This is a genomic window from Mycolicibacter hiberniae (assembly GCF_010729485.1).
Lineage (GTDB): Bacteria > Actinomycetota > Actinomycetes > Mycobacteriales > Mycobacteriaceae > Mycobacterium > Mycobacterium hiberniae.
Genome location: NZ_AP022609.1, coordinates 3,349,192 through 3,365,394 on the forward strand (window position 1 = coordinate 3,349,192; position 16,203 = coordinate 3,365,394).

Annotated in this window: 11 protein-coding genes, 1 tRNA gene and 1 pseudogene; 7 read left to right on the top strand and 6 right to left on the bottom strand. The window is 69.0% G+C overall.

Annotation, left to right across the window (positions count from 1 at the left end):
- The first annotated feature begins 103 nt into the window (after positions 1-103).
- The 4 genes from G6N14_RS15835 to epsC are packed head-to-tail and all read left to right on the top strand — an operon-like array spanning position 104 to position 4,256.
- Entirely contained in the window at positions 104-1,027 is a 924-nt protein-coding gene (locus tag G6N14_RS15835) for a family 2A encapsulin nanocompartment shell protein (RefSeq protein WP_085128729.1), read from the top strand.
- On the top strand, positions 972-2,690 hold the full coding sequence (locus G6N14_RS15840) for a family 2A encapsulin nanocompartment cargo protein cysteine desulfurase (protein ID WP_407663128.1): 1,719 nt from the start codon (positions 972-974) through the stop codon (positions 2,688-2,690). The genes G6N14_RS15835 and G6N14_RS15840 overlap by 56 nt, the downstream gene beginning before the upstream one ends.
- Before the next feature lie 34 nt (positions 2,691-2,724).
- Positions 2,725-3,660: a cysteine synthase A gene (cysK, locus tag G6N14_RS15845; RefSeq protein ID WP_085134073.1), complete on the top strand. Its 936-nt coding sequence runs from the start codon at positions 2,725-2,727 to the stop codon at positions 3,658-3,660.
- An 8-nt stretch (positions 3,661-3,668) separates the two neighbouring features.
- A complete protein-coding gene (gene epsC / locus G6N14_RS15850) occupies positions 3,669-4,256 on the top strand; it encodes a serine O-acetyltransferase EpsC (protein WP_085134194.1) in 588 nt (195 codons plus the stop codon).
- Here the strand turns inward: epsC and G6N14_RS15855 are convergent.
- The 3 genes and pseudogenes from G6N14_RS15855 to G6N14_RS15865 form a co-directional block, all read right to left on the bottom strand.
- A pseudogene (locus G6N14_RS15855) lies at positions 4,253-5,032 on the bottom strand (class I SAM-dependent methyltransferase); the annotation flags it as partial. The gene epsC and the pseudogene G6N14_RS15855 sit on opposite strands and share 4 nt — an antisense overlap.
- Before the next feature lie 218 nt (positions 5,033-5,250).
- Positions 5,251-5,326 (bottom strand) — tRNA-Thr (locus G6N14_RS15860).
- A 29-nt stretch (positions 5,327-5,355) separates the two neighbouring features.
- On the bottom strand, positions 5,356-6,582 hold the full coding sequence (locus G6N14_RS15865; protein ID WP_085134195.1) for a DNA polymerase III subunit delta': 1,227 nt from the start codon (positions 6,580-6,582) through the stop codon (positions 5,356-5,358).
- A gap of 28 nt (positions 6,583-6,610) precedes the next feature.
- Between G6N14_RS15865 and G6N14_RS15870 the strand changes: the two genes are divergently transcribed.
- Entirely contained in the window at positions 6,611-8,287 is a 1,677-nt protein-coding gene (locus G6N14_RS15870; protein ID WP_109559665.1) for an adenylate/guanylate cyclase domain-containing protein, read from the top strand.
- Between the two features lies 1 nt (position 8,288).
- Here G6N14_RS15870 and topA read toward each other — a convergent pair whose 3' ends face one another.
- The 3 genes from topA to G6N14_RS15885 all read right to left on the bottom strand — a co-directional run bounded on the left by topA (position 8,289) and on the right by G6N14_RS15885 (position 12,164).
- Positions 8,289-11,096 (bottom strand): type I DNA topoisomerase, encoded by a 2,808-nt coding sequence (gene topA, locus G6N14_RS15875; RefSeq protein WP_085134075.1) that lies wholly within the window; start codon positions 11,094-11,096, stop codon positions 8,289-8,291.
- 117 nt (positions 11,097-11,213) lie between these two features.
- The gene (locus tag G6N14_RS15880) at positions 11,214-11,825 is read right to left on the bottom strand and encodes a hypothetical protein (RefSeq protein ID WP_085134076.1); all 612 of its coding nucleotides are present in this window, start codon (positions 11,823-11,825) and stop codon (positions 11,214-11,216) included.
- A gap of 135 nt (positions 11,826-11,960) precedes the next feature.
- Positions 11,961-12,164 (bottom strand): cold-shock protein, encoded by a 204-nt coding sequence (locus G6N14_RS15885; RefSeq protein ID WP_003925183.1) that lies wholly within the window; start codon positions 12,162-12,164, stop codon positions 11,961-11,963.
- A 312-nt stretch (positions 12,165-12,476) separates the two neighbouring features.
- On the opposite strand from G6N14_RS15885, the gene G6N14_RS15890 reads away from it, so the two are divergent.
- Positions 12,477-14,837, top strand: coding sequence for a DNA 3'-5' helicase SftH (locus G6N14_RS15890; RefSeq protein ID WP_085134077.1), 2,361 nt, complete (start codon positions 12,477-12,479; stop codon positions 14,835-14,837).
- A 288-nt stretch (positions 14,838-15,125) separates the two neighbouring features.
- Complete coding sequence (locus G6N14_RS15895; RefSeq protein WP_085134078.1) at positions 15,126-16,181, top strand: PAS domain-containing protein; 1,056 nt, start codon at positions 15,126-15,128, stop codon at positions 16,179-16,181.
- Positions 16,182-16,203 lie beyond the last annotated feature (22 nt).

Consider the following 16,203-nt stretch of genomic DNA (forward strand, 5'->3'; position numbering starts at 1 on the left):
AGCGGCGCGAGTTGCCATGATTTCAATTCGCCATGAGCGCAACTGGTGGGCAAAACCGACCGATGGTCCATGATTGGCGCCGTTACTCATCAGGAGGAAATCAATGACGTCCGCGCAGAACGAATCTCAGGCCCTGGGGGACCTTGCCGCACGGCAACTGGCCAATGCGACCAAGACTGTCCCGCAGCTGGCCACCATCACGCCGCGCTGGCTGTTGCACCTGCTGAACTGGGTTCCGGTGGAAGCCGGCATCTACCGGGTCAACCGAGTGGTCAACCCCGGTCAGGTGGCCATTCATGCCGAGCAGGGGGCGGGCTCTGCAGAACCGCTGCCGCAGACTTTCGTGGACTACGAGACCAGCCCGCGCGAATACACGCTGCGGTCCATCTCGACGATTCTCGATGTGCACACCCGGGTCTCCGACCTGTACTCCAGCCCGCACGACCAGGTCGCGCAGCAGCTGCGGCTCACCATCGAGACCATCAAGGAACGCCAGGAGTTCGAACTGGTCAACAACCCGGAGTACGGCCTGCTGGCCCAGGTGACCCCGGAGCAGACCATCTCGACCATCACCGGGCCGCCCACTCCCGACGACCTGGACTCGCTGATCACCAAGGTGTGGAAGACGCCCGGGTTCTTCCTGACCCACCCGCTGGGCGTGGCCGCCTTCGGCCGCGAGGCCACCCGCCGCGGCGTGCCCCCGGTGGTGGTGAACCTGTTCGGCGCGCAGTTCATCACCTGGCGCGGCATCCCGATCGTGCCCAGCGACAAGGTTCCGGTGGAAGACTCCAAGACCAAGATCCTGCTGGTGCGAACCGGCGAGGAGCGCCAGGGCGTCGTCGGGTTGTTCCAGCCCGGCCTGGTCGGCGAGCAGGCCCCGGGTCTGTCGGTCCGGTTCACCGGGATCAACCGGTCGGCGATCGCGTCCTATCTGGTCACGCTGTACAACTCGCTGGCCGTGCTCACCGACGATGCGCTCGCTGTGCTCGACGACGTCTCGGTGGACCGTTTCCATGAGTACGAGTGACCCCGGGCCGGTAGCTGCCGGGGGAAACCCGCCGATCAGCGCGGCCGAGCTGGAGATCTTGGCCAATCAGCTCTACGCCCTCGGCGCTCAGCCCGGTCCGGACTCACCCCCGCAGACCACCGCGGTGGCACCGCGGGGCGGGGCGGGCGATCCGAGCGGACTGCTGCCGGCCGGCGTGGGCGACCTCGCGGCGTTCGCGGTGCCGTCCGGCATCGTGCCGACCGTGCCGGGGGTCCTGTCCGGTTATCCGGCCGCCGGCCCGGCCGTCCCGGTCGCTCCGCGCGGATCGGCCCCGGACTGGCCGGCCGGCAGTTCGGCGGTTCCCCACCTGGAGCTGCCCGCGGCTCCGGCGCCGGCAACCGGCGGCGACGAGGCGAACTACTACTTCTTGTCGCGCCCGGCGCCGGCCACCCAGCCGGTTCCGGTGACGCCGGACACCCATGAGGTTTTCGACGTCAACGCGGTGCGGGCCGACTTCCCGATTCTGCGTGAGACCGTCAACGGCAAACCGCTGATCTGGTTCGACAACGCCGCCACCACGCAGAAGCCGCAGGCCGTGATCGACCGGCTGGCGTACTTCTACGCCCACGAGAACTCCAACATCCACCGGGCCGCGCACGAGCTTGCGGCCCGCGCCACCGATGCCTACGAGGATGCCCGCGACACCGTCCGGCGGTTTGTGGGTGCGCCCCGCAGCGAAGACATCGTGTTCGTGCGGGGCACCACCGAAGCGATCAACCTGGTCGCTTACGCATGGGGCGGCAAGCATCTGCGCCCCGGTGACGAGATCGTCATCACGCACCTGGAGCATCACGCGAATATCGTTCCGTGGCAGATGATCTCGAAACAGACCGGCGCGATTCTGCGGGTGGCCCCGGTGGATGACGCGGGCAACCTACTGTTGGGCGGGTTCGAGGATCTGCTGGGTCCGCGGACCAAACTGGTTGCCGCCACGCACGTCTCCAACGCGTTGGGGACCGTCACCCCGGTGCACGAGATCGTCGAACTCGGGCACCGCTACGGCGCCCGGGTGCTGATCGACGGGGCGCAGTCGATCCCCCACATCCCGATCGACGTACAGTCGTTGGGAGCGGACTTCTTCGCGTTTTCCGGGCACAAGATCTTCGGCCCCACCGGGATCGGTGTGCTGTACGGGACCGAAGAGGCCCTGGCAGAGACGCCGCCATGGCAGGGTGGAGGCAACATGATCGCCGACGTCACCGTTGAGCGTTCGCTGTACCAGCAACCGCCCAACAAATTCGAGGCGGGCACCGGCAATATCGCCGACGCCGTCGGCCTCGGTGCGGCGCTGCGCTATGTGGAGCGGGTGGGGGTCGAACGTATCGCCGCCTACGAACACGCGCTGCTGGAGTACGCCACGCCGCGGTTGGCCGCTATACCGGGCGTGCGGATCGTCGGGACCGCCGACGAGAAGGCCAGCGTGTTGTCGTTCGTGTTGGCCGGCCACGACCCGGCCGACGTCGGCAAGGCCCTCAACGCCGAGGGCATCGCGGTGCGCGCCGGGCACCACTGCGCGCAACCCATCCTGCGCCATTACGGGCTGGAGGCCACCGTGCGTCCGTCGTTCGCGTTCTACAACACCTTCGAAGAGATCGACGTGTTCATCAGGGCCGTCCGGCGCATCGCCGAGGGGAGCGCGTAGCACCGATGGCGGTTTCGGCGAGAAAGGGCAATTGATGGGCAGGATCTATGACAACGTCACCGAGCTGGTCGGCCACACGCCACTCGTGCGGCTCAATCGGCTGACCGAGGGTTTGGGCGCCCAGGTGGCGGCCAAACTCGAGTTCTACAACCCCGCCAACAGCGTCAAGGACCGCATCGGCGTCGCGATCATCGACGCCGCGGAGAAATCCGGCCAGCTTCGCCCCGGCGGCACCATCGTCGAGGCCACCAGTGGCAACACCGGTATCGCCCTGGCGATGGTCGGTGCCGCGCGCGGCTACAAGGTGATCCTGACCATGCCGGACACCATGTCGACCGAACGGCGGGTGATGCTGCGGGCCTACGGCGCCGAGATCGTCCTGACGCCCGGCTCCGAGGGGATGGCCGGCGCGGTGGCCAAGGCCAAGCAGATCGTCGCCGACACGCACAACGCCTTGTCCGCGAATCAGTTCGCCAACCCGGCCAACCCGGCCATCCACGAACGCACCACCGCAGAAGAGGTGTGGAAGGACACCGACGGCGCGGTGGACATCTTCGTCGCCGGTATCGGTACCGGCGGCACGCTTACCGGCGTCTCGCACGTCCTCAAGTCACGCAAGCCGGAAGTCCAGATCGTCGGGGTGGAACCCAAGGACTCGGCGATCCTGAACGGCGCCGACCCCGGTCCGCACAAGATCCAGGGTCTGGGACCCAATTTCATCCCCGAGGTGCTCGACCGCAATGCCTACGACGAGATCATCGACGCGCAGTTCGACGACGCCATCCGGGTGGCTCGCGCACTAGGCACCCAGGAGGGCATTCTCGGCGGCATTTCGGCCGGCGCCAATGTGTGGGCTGCCCTGGAGCTGGCCAAACGCCCCGAGAACGCGGGGAAGCTGATCGTGGTGGTGATCCCCGACTTCGGTGAGCGCTACATCTCGACGCCACTGTTCGAACACATTAGGGAATGATCACGCCCATGACAGGCGTGTGGAAGACGTTGCGCGAGGACCTGCGCAACGCGCGAGACCATGACCCGGCCGCGCGCGGGGACGTCGAGAACGCCCTGGTCTATTCCGGCCTGCACGCGATCTGGTCGCATCGGCTCGCGCACCGACTGTGGGCCAGACCGGCACTGCGCGGGGTGGCTCGCGTGCTGGCACAGGCCACCCGGTTCGCCACCGGCATCGAGATCCACCCGGGTGCGACCATCGGCCGGCGCTTCTTCATCGACCATGGCATGGGCGTGGTGATCGGCGAGACCACCCAGATCGGCGATGACGTCATGGTCTACCACGGGGTGACCCTCGGCGGGCGCTCGCTGAGCCACGGCAAGCGCCACCCGACCATCGGCAACGGCGTCACCGTGGGCGCCGGAGCCAAGGTGCTGGGCCCGATCACCATCGGGGACGGCAGCGCCATCGGGGCCAATGCGGTGGTCACCCAGGACGTCCCGGCGGACTGCATCGCCACGGGCATTCCGGCTTCGGTGCGGCACCGCACCGAGAAGCAGCGGGAGCCGCTGGTCGACCCGACGAGCTACATCGACCCGGCGATGTATATCTAAGACCCGGCACCTGCGCCGGGTATGGGCTCCGCGGCGATCACATAGTCGCGACCGTGCCGCAGGCCGCCCTCGCGCTCGTGCAGAGCCAGCGCTCGCTGCTGCAGATCGTCGACGTAGCGCAGCATCGAGGCGGCCAGCTCCGGCGAGCCGAACCGTTCGGCCCGCCGCCGGCACATGTCGAGCTGGCCGTGGACGTGCCGGGGGCCGTAACGGATGGGGAAACGGCGGAACTGCACCGTGCGCAGGCCCGCCAGAGCCAGCTGCCGCAGCACCCACTCCAGCGGATACTCCCGGTAGGGCCGTTCGCCGGCCAGCAGCAGGCACGCGTCGCGAACGCGGCCGATCTCCCAGATGATCCGGCCGCTTTCGGTGTTCGGCGGGTACTGCACGTAGGGCTCCAGGCCGGTGACGTAGAGCCGGCCGCCGTCGGCGACCAGGGGCCGCAGCCGCTGGAAGACGTGGTCCTGCCAGTAGGGCGCGAAGCCCTCGATGGCGCCGACGAGGTAGTCGGCCAGCACCGTGTCGAACGTCTCGCCGGCGAGCAGGCCGCCATCGATCCAGTTGCCCACCAGTATCCGATCCTGCGGCCGGACGCTGTCCCCGAGTGCGGCGCGGCTGGCGTCGGCCATCCCGGAAGCGGCGGTGATCGCGGTCCAGCTTTCGGTCGGCAGCGTCTGGATCCATTGCAGGGACTTCACGCCGGCACCGGAATCGAGCATGCTGCCCCAGGGGCGGTCGCCATGCAGTGTCTCGATGTAGCGAAACAGTGCGGACACTGCGGGTGCGGGGTTGGCGGACAACGGAATTGCTCACCTTCCGCGGCGTCGCGCGCACGTGCAACGCCGGTTGGTCCCGCCTGGGTGTGTGCGCGTGACTGAGCCTAGCGTCGCCACCCGGCTAATGAAAATCATTGTCATCAAAAGCGCGCCGTGTCATCCAGCTGACCAAAGCGGGTGAGGCGCCCGGGGCACGGTGCCTACTGGACCTGCCATTGTGGAGCCACCTAGGAGAATCGAACTCCTGACCTATTCATTACGAGTGAATTGCTCTACCGACTGAGCTAAGGTGGCGCGCCCGGCCTGAACCGGGCCGGGTCAGTCTACAGGTCGTCTCGCAGTGCTTGTCCGACGGTGGCCACCATGGCGCCCACAGCGAAGCGGGGCTTGACGTTGGCCGCAAGCGCCTCGCGGCATTCGAGCACTGCCTCGATGCAGCGCAACAACCGGTCCGGCGGTGCGTGAGCCGCGATCGCGGCGGCCGCGTCGGTCATGTCCGGGTGGCTGGGCCGGGCCACGCCGGCCGGGGCCATGGCGACCAGCAGGGCGTCGCGGAAATAGGTGGCCAGGTCGATCAGCGCGCGGTCCAGCGCATCCCGCGAAGCCCGCTTGTGGCGGGAATTCTGCCGGCGCTCCAGGTCCTTGATCAGTCCGGCGGTGCCACGCAGGGTTCCAGCGGTGCCCTTGCCGGTGCCACCAGCCCCCAACGCAGTGCGCAGCTCATCGGTCTCGGCCTCCGAGCGTTCGGCGGTCAGGTCCCGGGCCTCGGATTCCGCCGCGGCCACCAGGTCATCGACCGCGGCGAAGGCCCGCGACGGAGTCGCGGCGTCCCGTGCCAGCGAAAGCGCCCGCTGCCGGCGCTGCCGGGCTTCGGAATCGGTGGCCAGCCGCCGAGCCCGCCCCACATGGCCGCCGCTGACCGCCGCCGCCCACTCCGCGGTCGCCGAGTCCAGGCCGTCGACCTCCATCAGCACCTGAGCGACCGCCGCCAGCGGTGGGGTCACCAACGCGACATGACGGCACCGGGACCGCAACGTGATCGCGATGTCCTCAGGATCCACCGAGGGCGCGCACAACAGGAACACCGTCGAAGGCGGCGGCTCCTCGACCACCTTGAGCAGGGCGTTGGCCGCGCCCTCGGTGAGCCGGTCGGCGTCCTCGATCACCACGATCTGCCAGCGCCCGGTCCCGGGCCGCCGCGAGGCGGCCTGCACGATGGCCCGCATCTCGTCGACACCGATGGACAGCCCCTCCGGCACGACACGCCGGACGTCGGCGTGGGTGCCGGCCATCGTCGTGGTGCAGGCCCGGCACCGGCCGCAACCGGGGCCGCCCTGCTCCTCCTCGGCGGTGCATTGCAGCGCCGAGGCGAAACACACCGCCGCGATGGACCGGCCCGAGCCGGGCGGGCCGGTGATCAGCCACGCGTGCGACATACCGCCCGCGGACATCGCCCCGGGCGCCCCGGGCTGCCGGGATGCCCGCACGGCTGACAGCAGTTCGGCCTCCACCGTCTGCTGACCCACCAAGCGGGTGAAAACTCCGGACATCACGGTCACAGTAGTGCCTGAACCGGACATGCCAACGCCATCAGCCTCGGTCATTCCTCGTCTCGCCCGATACGGTGTGCTGGTGAGCACCACGACCCTGGTCGGGCGGATCGAGCGATTCGTCCGCTGGGTTGTGCGCACACCCTGGCCCGTTTTCACGCTGAGCATGCTGCAGGCCGACATCATCGGCGCACTGTTCGTGTTCGGCTTCCTGCGGTTCGGCCTGCCCGACGAGGACCGGATCAACCTGCAGGACCTGCCGCGGCTGAATCTGGTGCTCTTCGGCGTCGTGCTGTTGTTCCTGTTCGGGCTCGGCTTTTCGATCAGCACCGCGTTGCTGATGCCGGTGTTCCGCTGGCAGCGCCGGGAGGCGCTGCTGGCCGATCTGGACACCCATGGCGACTCCGATCCCGCGGACACCGAACTGGCGCGATCCCGGGCGCTGCGGATGCCGTTCTACCGGTCCTTGATCAGCATCGGCTACTGGGCGGTGGGCGGGGTGGTGTTCGTCGCCATCAGCTGGCCGGTGGTGCACCACGTCGTGCCCGTGGTGGTCACCGCCACGGCCCTGGGGGCAGCGGCCACCGCGATCATCGGCTACCTGCAGTCCGAGCGGGTGCTGCGGCCGGTGGCCGTCGCCGCCCTGCGCGACGGCACCCCGGAGAACCTGCGGGCACCCGGTGTCATCCTCCGCCAGCTGCTGACCTGGCTGCTGTCCACGGGCGTGCCGGTGCTGGCGATCGTGCTGTCGGTGTTGGCCGGCAAGGCATCCCTGCTCAACGCCTCACCGGACAAGTTGTTCACCCCGATCCTGCTGATGGCACTGGCCGCCCTAGTCATCGGGCTGGCCGGCACCGTCCTGGTGTCCATGTCGATCGCCGACCCGCTGCGACAGTTGCGGTGGGCGCTGGGCGAGGTGCAGCGCGGCAACTACAACGCGCACATGCAGATCTATGACGCCAGCGAGCTGGGCCTGCTGCAGGCCGGTTTCAACGACATGGTGCGCGACCTCGCCGAGCGGCAGCGGCTGCGCGACCTGTTCGGGCGCTATGTGGGCGAGGATGTGGCCCGGCGTGCCCTGGAGCGCGGCACCGAATTGGGCGGCCAGGAACGCGACGTGGCGGTGCTGTTCATCGACCTGGTGGGTTCCACGCAGCTGGCCGCCACCCGGCCGCCCAGCGAGGTCGTCAACCTGCTCAACGAGTTCTTCCGGGTGGTGGTCGAAGCGGTGGGGCGCCATGGCGGTTTCGTCAACAAGTTCCAGGGTGATGCCGCACTGGCCATCTTCGGTGCGCCCATCGAGCACCCGGACGCCTCCAGTGCCGCCCTGGCGGCGGCCCGCGAGCTGCACGACGGCCTGCTGCCGGTGCTCGGTTCCGAGGAGTTCGGCATCGGGGTGTCGGCCGGGCGGGCGATCGCCGGGCACATCGGCGCCCGGGCCCGTTTCGAGTACACCGTGATCGGCGACCCGGTCAACGAGGCCGCCCGGCTGACCGAACTGGCGAAGTTGGACGACGGCCACGTGCTGGCGTCGGCGGTCGCGGTCAGCGGCGCGGTGGACGCCGAGGCGTTGTGCTGGGAGGTCGGCGAGATCGTCGAACTGCGCGGACGCACCGTACCGACGCAGCTGGCACGGCCGTTGAACCTGGCAACGCTGGAAACCATCCCGGCCGAAGACGCCGAGGCCTCGGCAGCCGCCGACTGAATCAGCGCTTGGCGGCCTTCTTGGCGGTTGCCTTCTTCGCGGGCGCCTTTTTCGCAGGCGCCTTGCGGACGGCCTTCTTCGCAGCCTTCTTGACCGGGCCCCGCGCCCGCCGATCGGCGAGCAGCTCGGCGGCACGCCCATCGGTGATCGAAGCCACCTCATCGCCCTTGCGCAGGCTGGCGTTGGTCTCGCCGTCGGTCACGTACGGACCGAACCGGCCGTCCTTGATCACCATCGGCTTGCCGCTCGCGGGGTCGGCACCGAGCTCGCGCAGCGGCGGAGCCGCCGCGGACTGGCGCCCCCTGCGTTTGGGCTCGGCGTAGATCTTCAGCGCCTCCTCCAGGGAGATGTCGAAGATCTGCTCCTCGCTCGCCAGCGACCGGGAATCGGTGCCGCGCTTGAGGTACGGCCCATAGCGACCGTTCTGTGCGGTGATCTCGTCGCCGGACTCGGGATCGACGCCCACCACCCGCGGCAACGAGAGCAGCTTCAGCGCATCCTCGAGCGTCACGGTGTCCAGACTCATGCTGCGCAGCAGCGAGCCGGTGCGCGGCTTCGGACCGGTCGGCTTCTTCCCCTTCTTGGCCGTCGCGCCGGACTCGTCGTCCGGGGGCGGCGGCAGAACTTCGGTGACGTAGGGGCCGTAGCGGCCGTCCTTGGCGACGATCTCGTGACCGCTGTCGGGGTCGATGCCCAGCGATCGGCCCTCTTGCGGGGTGGCGAAGCGTTCTTCGGCCAGCGCCAGGGTCAGTTCGTCGGGCGGCAGGGAGTCGTCCAGGTTGGCCCGCTGCGGGGTCGGCTCGCCGTCGTCGCCGGTGACCATGCGCTCCAGGTAGGGGCCGTTCTTGCCCACCCGCACATAGATCGGCCTGCCCTGCGCGTCGTCGAACAGCCGGATCGAGTTGATCTCACGGGCGTCGATGCCCTCCAGGTTCACCCCGACCAGCTTCTTGAGTCCCCCGGCCCGGGCGATGGAGTCCTCGACCCCGTAGTCGCCACCGAAGTAGAAGTTGTGCAGCCAGTCGACACGGCGCTGACGCCCCGCGGCGATCCCGTCGAGTTCGTCTTCCATCGCCGCGGTGAAGTCGTAGTCGACAAGCCGGCCGAAATGCTGTTCGAGCAGCCCGATGACGGCGAACGCCACCCAGGTCGGGACCAGCGCGCTGCCCTTCTTGTAGACGTAGCCGCGGTCTTGGATGGTCTTGATGATCGAGGAGTAGGTCGACGGCCGGCCGATGCCCAACTCCTCGAGCGACTTGACCAGCGACGCCTCGGTGTAGCGCGCCGGCGGGTTGGTGGCGTGGCCATCCGGGGTGGCCTCGGCGGCGTCCACCCGCTGCCCCTGGGTCAACTGCGGCAGCCGCCGCTCCGCGTCGTCGGCTTCACCGCCGGCCAACTCGTCGACGGTCTCCACGTAGGCCTTGAGGAAGCCCGGGAAGGTGATGGTCCGGCCGCTGGCGGCGAACGTCACCTGCTTGTCGCGCGATTGGCCGCCGATCCGCAGGCTCAGCGTCGTGCCGCGGGCGTCGGCCATCTGCGAGGCGACGGTGCGCTGCCAGATCAGCTCGTAGAGCCGGAACTCGTCGCTGCCCAGTTCGTTGCGCACCGCGTCGGGGGTGGCGAACGTCTCGCCGGCCGGCCGGATCGCCTCGTGGGCTTCCTGGGCGTTCTTGACCTTGCGGGTGTACTGCCGCGGCGACGGCGAGACGTACTCCTCGCCGTAGAGCTGACGGGCCTGGGTGCGCGCGGCGTCGATTGCCGACTGCGACAGCGTGGTCGAGTCGGTACGCATATAGGTGATGTAGCCGTTCTCGTAGAGCCGCTGGGCGATGCTCATCGTCCGTTCGGCGGAGAACCGCATTTTGCGGCCGGCTTCCTGCTGCAACGTCGAGGTCATGAAGGGTGCGTAGGGCCGCCGGGTGTAGGGCTTTTCCTCCACCGACGTCACCGACAGGGATGCACCGGCCAGCCCGGCCGCCAGTGCGGTGGCCGCCGCTTCGTCGAGCACCCGCACCTCGGTGGGCTTGCGCAGTGCCCCCAGCGAGTCGAAATCACGACCGCTGGCCACCCGGAGGTCGTCCACGGCGACCAGTCGGGCGGTGAAGATGGGCGGCGAGGCAGTGGGGTCGGAGACGCTGGCGTCCAGTTGAGCCACCACGTCCCAGTAGGAGGCGCTGCGGAACGCCATCCGCTCGCGTTCGCGCTGCACGATGATGCGGGTGGCCACCGACTGGACCCGGCCGGCCGACAGCTTCGGCGCGACCTTCTTCCACAGCACGGGGCTGACCTCGTAGCCGTACAGCCGGTCCAGCACGCGCCGGGTCTCCTGGGCGTCCACCAGGTCGATGTCCAGGTCGCGCGGGTTCTCCGCGGCGTTGCGGATCGCCGGCTCGGTGATCTCGTGGAACACCATCCGTTTGACCGGAATGCGCGGTTTGAGCGTCTCCAGCAGGTGCCAGGCGATCGCCTCGCCCTCCCGGTCACCATCGGTGGCCAGGTAGAGCTCGTCGACGTCCTTGAGCAGACCCTTGAGCTCGGTGACGGTGCTCTTCTTATCGGGGCTCACGATGTAGAGCGGTTCGAAGTCGGCGTCGACATTGACACCCAGGCGCGCCCAGGGTTCGGTCTTGTACTTCGCCGGCACATCGGCGGCATTGCGCGGCAGGTCCCGAATGTGCCCCCGCGAGGACTCGACTACATAGTTACTGCCCAGGTAGCCCGCAATTTTCCGTGCCTTGGTGGGCGACTCGACAATGACGAGCCGCCGCACGGGTGAACTTGTGCCGCCGTTGCGGCCGGGGTCAGCCAACTGCGCTTACACTCCACTTCTGTCCGCACCGCCACGTCACGCCGCCGGTGGCGGACAACTGACAATCTCGCACTCACTCCCGTGCCGATGCAAACTGGCGCTGCGCAGTGCATTCTCTCAAAACCCGTCCGCGTGGCCCGGGATGACGGCTCCGACACGCGGCCACTGACTCAATGCGTCGGGGTCTGGGGGCGATTCCCCGACGTTTTCGACCAGTCGCATCAACCGGCGCCGGCCGGTGATCCGCAACGCCGGGCGGCCCCCACGGCTGCCGATCAGCGTGGGCGCGATCCCAGCCCGCATCAGGGCCGAGGCCAACGGCGCGAAGGTGTCCGGCGCGTGCGGGTCGAGCCCGAGCAGGTACCGGTCGCCTTCCGCGGTTCCCGCCGCCAGCGTCCACGCCCGCAATTCACGCGGACCCGGCAGCCATTGCGGCGGAACGGTCTTGACCGCCCCGCGGGTCCACGCCGAAGCCAAAGCACGCAACCTCGGGTCGACCGCGGTCCGCACCAGCGGGGTGTCTTCGTCGGTGCGGGTGACTTCGGGCCGTAGACCGGCCTCCTCGATCAACTCGGCCAGGGCCGCCGCTCGCCATTGAGCTTCGACCACAACCGAGACCCGCGCGCCGTCCCCCGACACGACGATCTGCCCCGGACCAGCCAGCACCCCGGTGAGGTCGGCGACGCTGGGCGGCACCGACTCGGCCGAGAAGAAGGAAAGCTGGCTCACGTCACCGACAGTAAGCCGGTCGACCGTCCGGCGGCCTCCGGGTCGGGCTTTGCGGCCCGACCCGCCCGAAACGAAACCCCCCGGCGGTGCTCCGTTCGCGGGAGCTGCCCGGGGGGTGTCGTCGAATCCAGTGGCTTAGATGGAGCGGACGCCCGTGGCCTGGGGGCCCTTAGGGCTCTGTCCGACCTCGAACTCCACCCGCTGGTTTTCCTCGAGGGTGCGAAAGCCGGACCCTTGGATTTCCGTGTAGTGGACAAAGACGTCCGCCGACCCGTCCTCGGGCGCGATGAAGCCGAAGCCCTTCTCTGCGTTGAACCACTTCACAGTTCCCTGTGGCATTTGTCGATCTTTCCTTACTCTTCTTGCCCGGTGCAGTGCACACCGTTGTTCGGGGCACCGATTTTCGCTGCCCCGGGCCTGTTCCGACCGCCCTACCCTGGCGGTCGGTCGGTGCTGCCACTGACGTCCCCCGCGGGTACTGCGGCCGCAACCACAGATCCTGCGAAGGCTTAACACGAACACAGAAGCTACGACCGTCCATCAGTCAACCACGTTCATCGCCCTGAGGACAGACTGCGGTGCCGAAATTTCGGCCGAAGGGTGAACAATACGGCGGCGGGCAATGGCAGCGGGCAATGGAGGAAGTGACATATGACGGCGAATTTCGGCGGCGAATTGCTGGCCTCCGCGCTCGCCGGGGTCGAGGCGGGAGAAGATCCGCTGCGTCACGTCGCCAACCTGCCGGCATCGTCAGGCCGTGCGTGCGGCTGGCCGGACTGGGCCGATCCCGATGTGGTCGCCGCCTTCACCGGGCGCGGGATCGAGGCCCTGTGGTCGCACCAGTCGGCGGCCGCCGATCTGGCACACGCCGGACGTCATGTGGTGATCAGCACCGGCACCGCGTCGGGGAAATCCCTGGCCTACCAGCTGCCGGTACTGCAGGCCCTGGCGGCCGATCCCCGTGCCCGGGCGCTCTATCTGTCGCCGACCAAGGCGCTGGGCCACGATCAGCTGCGCACGGCGAACGCGCTGACCACGGCGATTCCGCGCCTGTGCGCTGCGGGCGGCGCCGTGGCACCGGTGGCCTACGACGGCGACAGCGCCGCCGAGATCCGCCGGTTCGCCCGCGAGCGGTCCCGCTGGGTGTTCTCCAATCCGGACATGATTCATCTGTCGCTGCTGCGCAACCACACTCGCTGGGCAGCGTTCCTGCGCGGGCTGCGGTTCGTGATCGTCGACGAATGCCACTACTACCGGGGGATCTTCGGATCGCACGTCGCGATGGTGCTGCGACGGCTGCTGCGCCTGTGCGAGCGGTACGCCCCGCCGGGGGCCACGCTGCCCGCGGGCCCGACGGTGATCTTCGCCAGTGCCACCACGGCGGCTCCGGGCGCCAGCGCGTCCGCGCTGATCGGGCAACCCGTCGCCGAGGTCACCGAGGACGGCTCGCCGCACGGGGCCCGGACGGTGGCCCTGTGGGAGCCGGCCCTGCGCACCGACCTGACCGGTGAGAACGGCGCGCCGGTGCGCCGCGCCGCCGGTAGCGAGGCAGCCCGCGTGATGGCCGACCTGATCGCCGAGGGGGCCCGCACCCTGACCTTCGTGCGGTCGCGGCGGGGCGCGGAACTGACCGCGCTCGCGGCGCGCACCCGGTTGGAGTCGATCGCCCCGGCCCTGGCCGGCAAGGTCGCCTCTTACCGCGCGGGGTATCTGGCCGAGGATCGCCGCGCCCTGGAGCGCGCATTGGCCGACGGTCAGTTGTACGGCCTGGCCACCACCAACGCCTTGGAGCTCGGAGTGGACATCGCCGGGTTGGACGCGGTGGTGATCGCCGGGTTTCCGGGCACCGTGACGTCGTTCTGGCAGCAGGCCGGCCGATCGGGCCGGCGGGGTCAGACGGCGCTGATCGTGCTGGTCGCCCGCGACGACCCCCTGGACACCTATCTGGTGCACCACCCCGAGGCGCTGCTGGGCCGGCCCATCGAGCAGGTGGTGATCGATCCGGCCAACCCGTATGTGTTGGGGCCGCAGCTGCTGTGCGCTGCCGCCGAATTGCCGCTGACGGCCCGCGAAGTGGCCCGGCTGGGGGCCGAGCAGGTGGCCGACGCCCTGGTGGCCGACGGGCTGTTGCGGCGGCGATCCGACCGCTACTTCCCCGCCCCCGGACTCGAGCCGCATGCCGCGGTGGAGATCCGCGGCTCGGCCGGTGGTCAGGTCGCGATCGTGGAGGCCGACACCGGCCGGCTGCTGGGTGGCGTCGACGCCGGGCAGGCGCCCGCGACGGTGCACACCGGCGCGGTGTATTTGCATCAGGGCGAGAGTTATCTGGTCGATTCACTCGACACCGAGCGGCAGATCGCGTTCGTGCACGCCGAGGACCCGGGTTACGCCACCTTCGCTCGCGAGATCACCGACATCGCCGTGACCGGCGAGGGCGAACGCGCCTGGTTCGGGCCGGTCAGCCTCGGCCTGCTGCCGGTGACGGTGACCCGGCAGATCGTCGGATATCTCCGGCGGCTACCGACCGGGGAGGTGCTGGACTTCATCGACCTGGACGTGCCCCCGGCGACGCTGCCGACCACGGCGGTGGTCTACAGCATCACCCCCCAGGCGCTGGCCGACTGCGGAGTCGCCGAGAACGCCATCCCCGGGGCGTTGCACGCCGCCGAACATGCGGCCATCGGCCTGCTGCCCCTGGTGGCCAGCTGCGACCGCGGCGACATCGGCGGACTGTCCACCGCCCTGGGACCCGACTCGCTGGGCAGCCTGCCCAGCGTCTTCGTCTACGACGGCCATCCGGGCGGGGCGGGTTTCGCCGAGCGGGGGTTCCGCGCTGCGGCGACCTGGCTGACCGCCACCGCGGAGGCCATTGAATCCTGCGAATGCCCGCATGGTTGTCCTTCGTGCGTGCAATCGCCCAAGTGCGGCAACGGAAACGATCCCTTGGACAAGGACGGCGCGGTACGTGTGCTGCGCCTGGTGCTGGGCGCGCTCGACGGTCCCACCGGGTGACTCTGGGAGTCGGCCGACCCCCCGAACGGCCGACTCCCCCGAGCCCTCACCCGACAGTGGCGCCGCGCAGGCGTCACCACGCAAGAACAAGCGGGACAGTAAGACGAACGGTCGAGAAAAGCGATCCGCTCCCAATCCGGCAGATACCGGATGCGCTGCTAAGTTACCGCCTGCGCCGGACGCTGTGCAACTCGGACGAGCGGCGGACGGTGTGATACTTACGCAGAAGTAGGAAAATAGTTCGCTAATAGCGCAGGTAAAGCCACGCTAGTCGTACTATTTTCGATTATGACGCGCGATTGGCTGCTGGTGGAGACGCTCGGAAGTGAACCGTCAGTCGTCGCACAGGGTCGCCAGCTCAAGAACCTGGTACCGCTCACCCAGTTCCTGCGGCGCAGCCCTCACCTGGCGGCGATCCAGACCGCGATCGCGGAATCGGCGCGCAGCGGGCAGAGTCTGGCCAGCATCACACCGCGACGCGATCGGGTCATCCGCACCGAACCCGTGGTGATGTCCGACGGCCGCGTGCACGGCATCCACGTGTGGGCCGGGCCGGCGGACACCGAACCGTCCGAGCGGCCCATCCCCGGCCCCTTGAAGTGGGACCTGACTCTGGGGGTGGCCACCGACACCCGCGAATCCCTGGCCAACAGCGGCAAGGACCCGGACGTGGAGGCCACCCAGGATCGGGCCTTCGTCGAGGAACTGCCCACCCGCGAGTTCAGCCCCAATGAGAACAAGGTGCTGGCGTTGGCGATCCGCGCCGAGCCCGGCCAGAGCATCTGCAGCAGTTGGGATGTCACCGATTATCACGGCGACTTGATCCGGGTGGGGTTCGTGGTTCGCACCGCACGCGAAACCGTCGGCGGGCGTGAGCATCTGGTGACACGCGGAATGAACTGGCGGGCCCAGTTCGACGGCTCGGTGCAGCGCCCGGACTTCCTGGCTCAACAGATTCTGCGCGCCCTGGCGCAGCCGGGCGTGCACCGGGCCATGGTCGATCTGTCCAACCGGCGGTTGCTGAAGTGGCTGGACGACCCGTGCCCGTTCTACGACTGGCGCAGCCCCGCGGGCGTGCCACGGGTTCACCCCGATGACCACGCGCAGATCGCCTGCATGGAGAGCACGCTGTCCCGGTCGCAGTCACCGGTGAGCGGAGTGCTGCGCCTGCGCCAGGCGGACGGGGGCTGGGCGCCGGTCCACGTCACCGTCAACCGGGTGGAGCTCGATGCGGACACGGTTGCCGGGCTGATCGCACTGCGCCTGCCCACCGCCGCCGAGCTCGCCGAGGCGGGGCACGATGCGGAAAGCTCCGGGACGCGTTACGCGCTCGACGCGCCTTAGCGGTCGCGCCCGCGCACCGGCG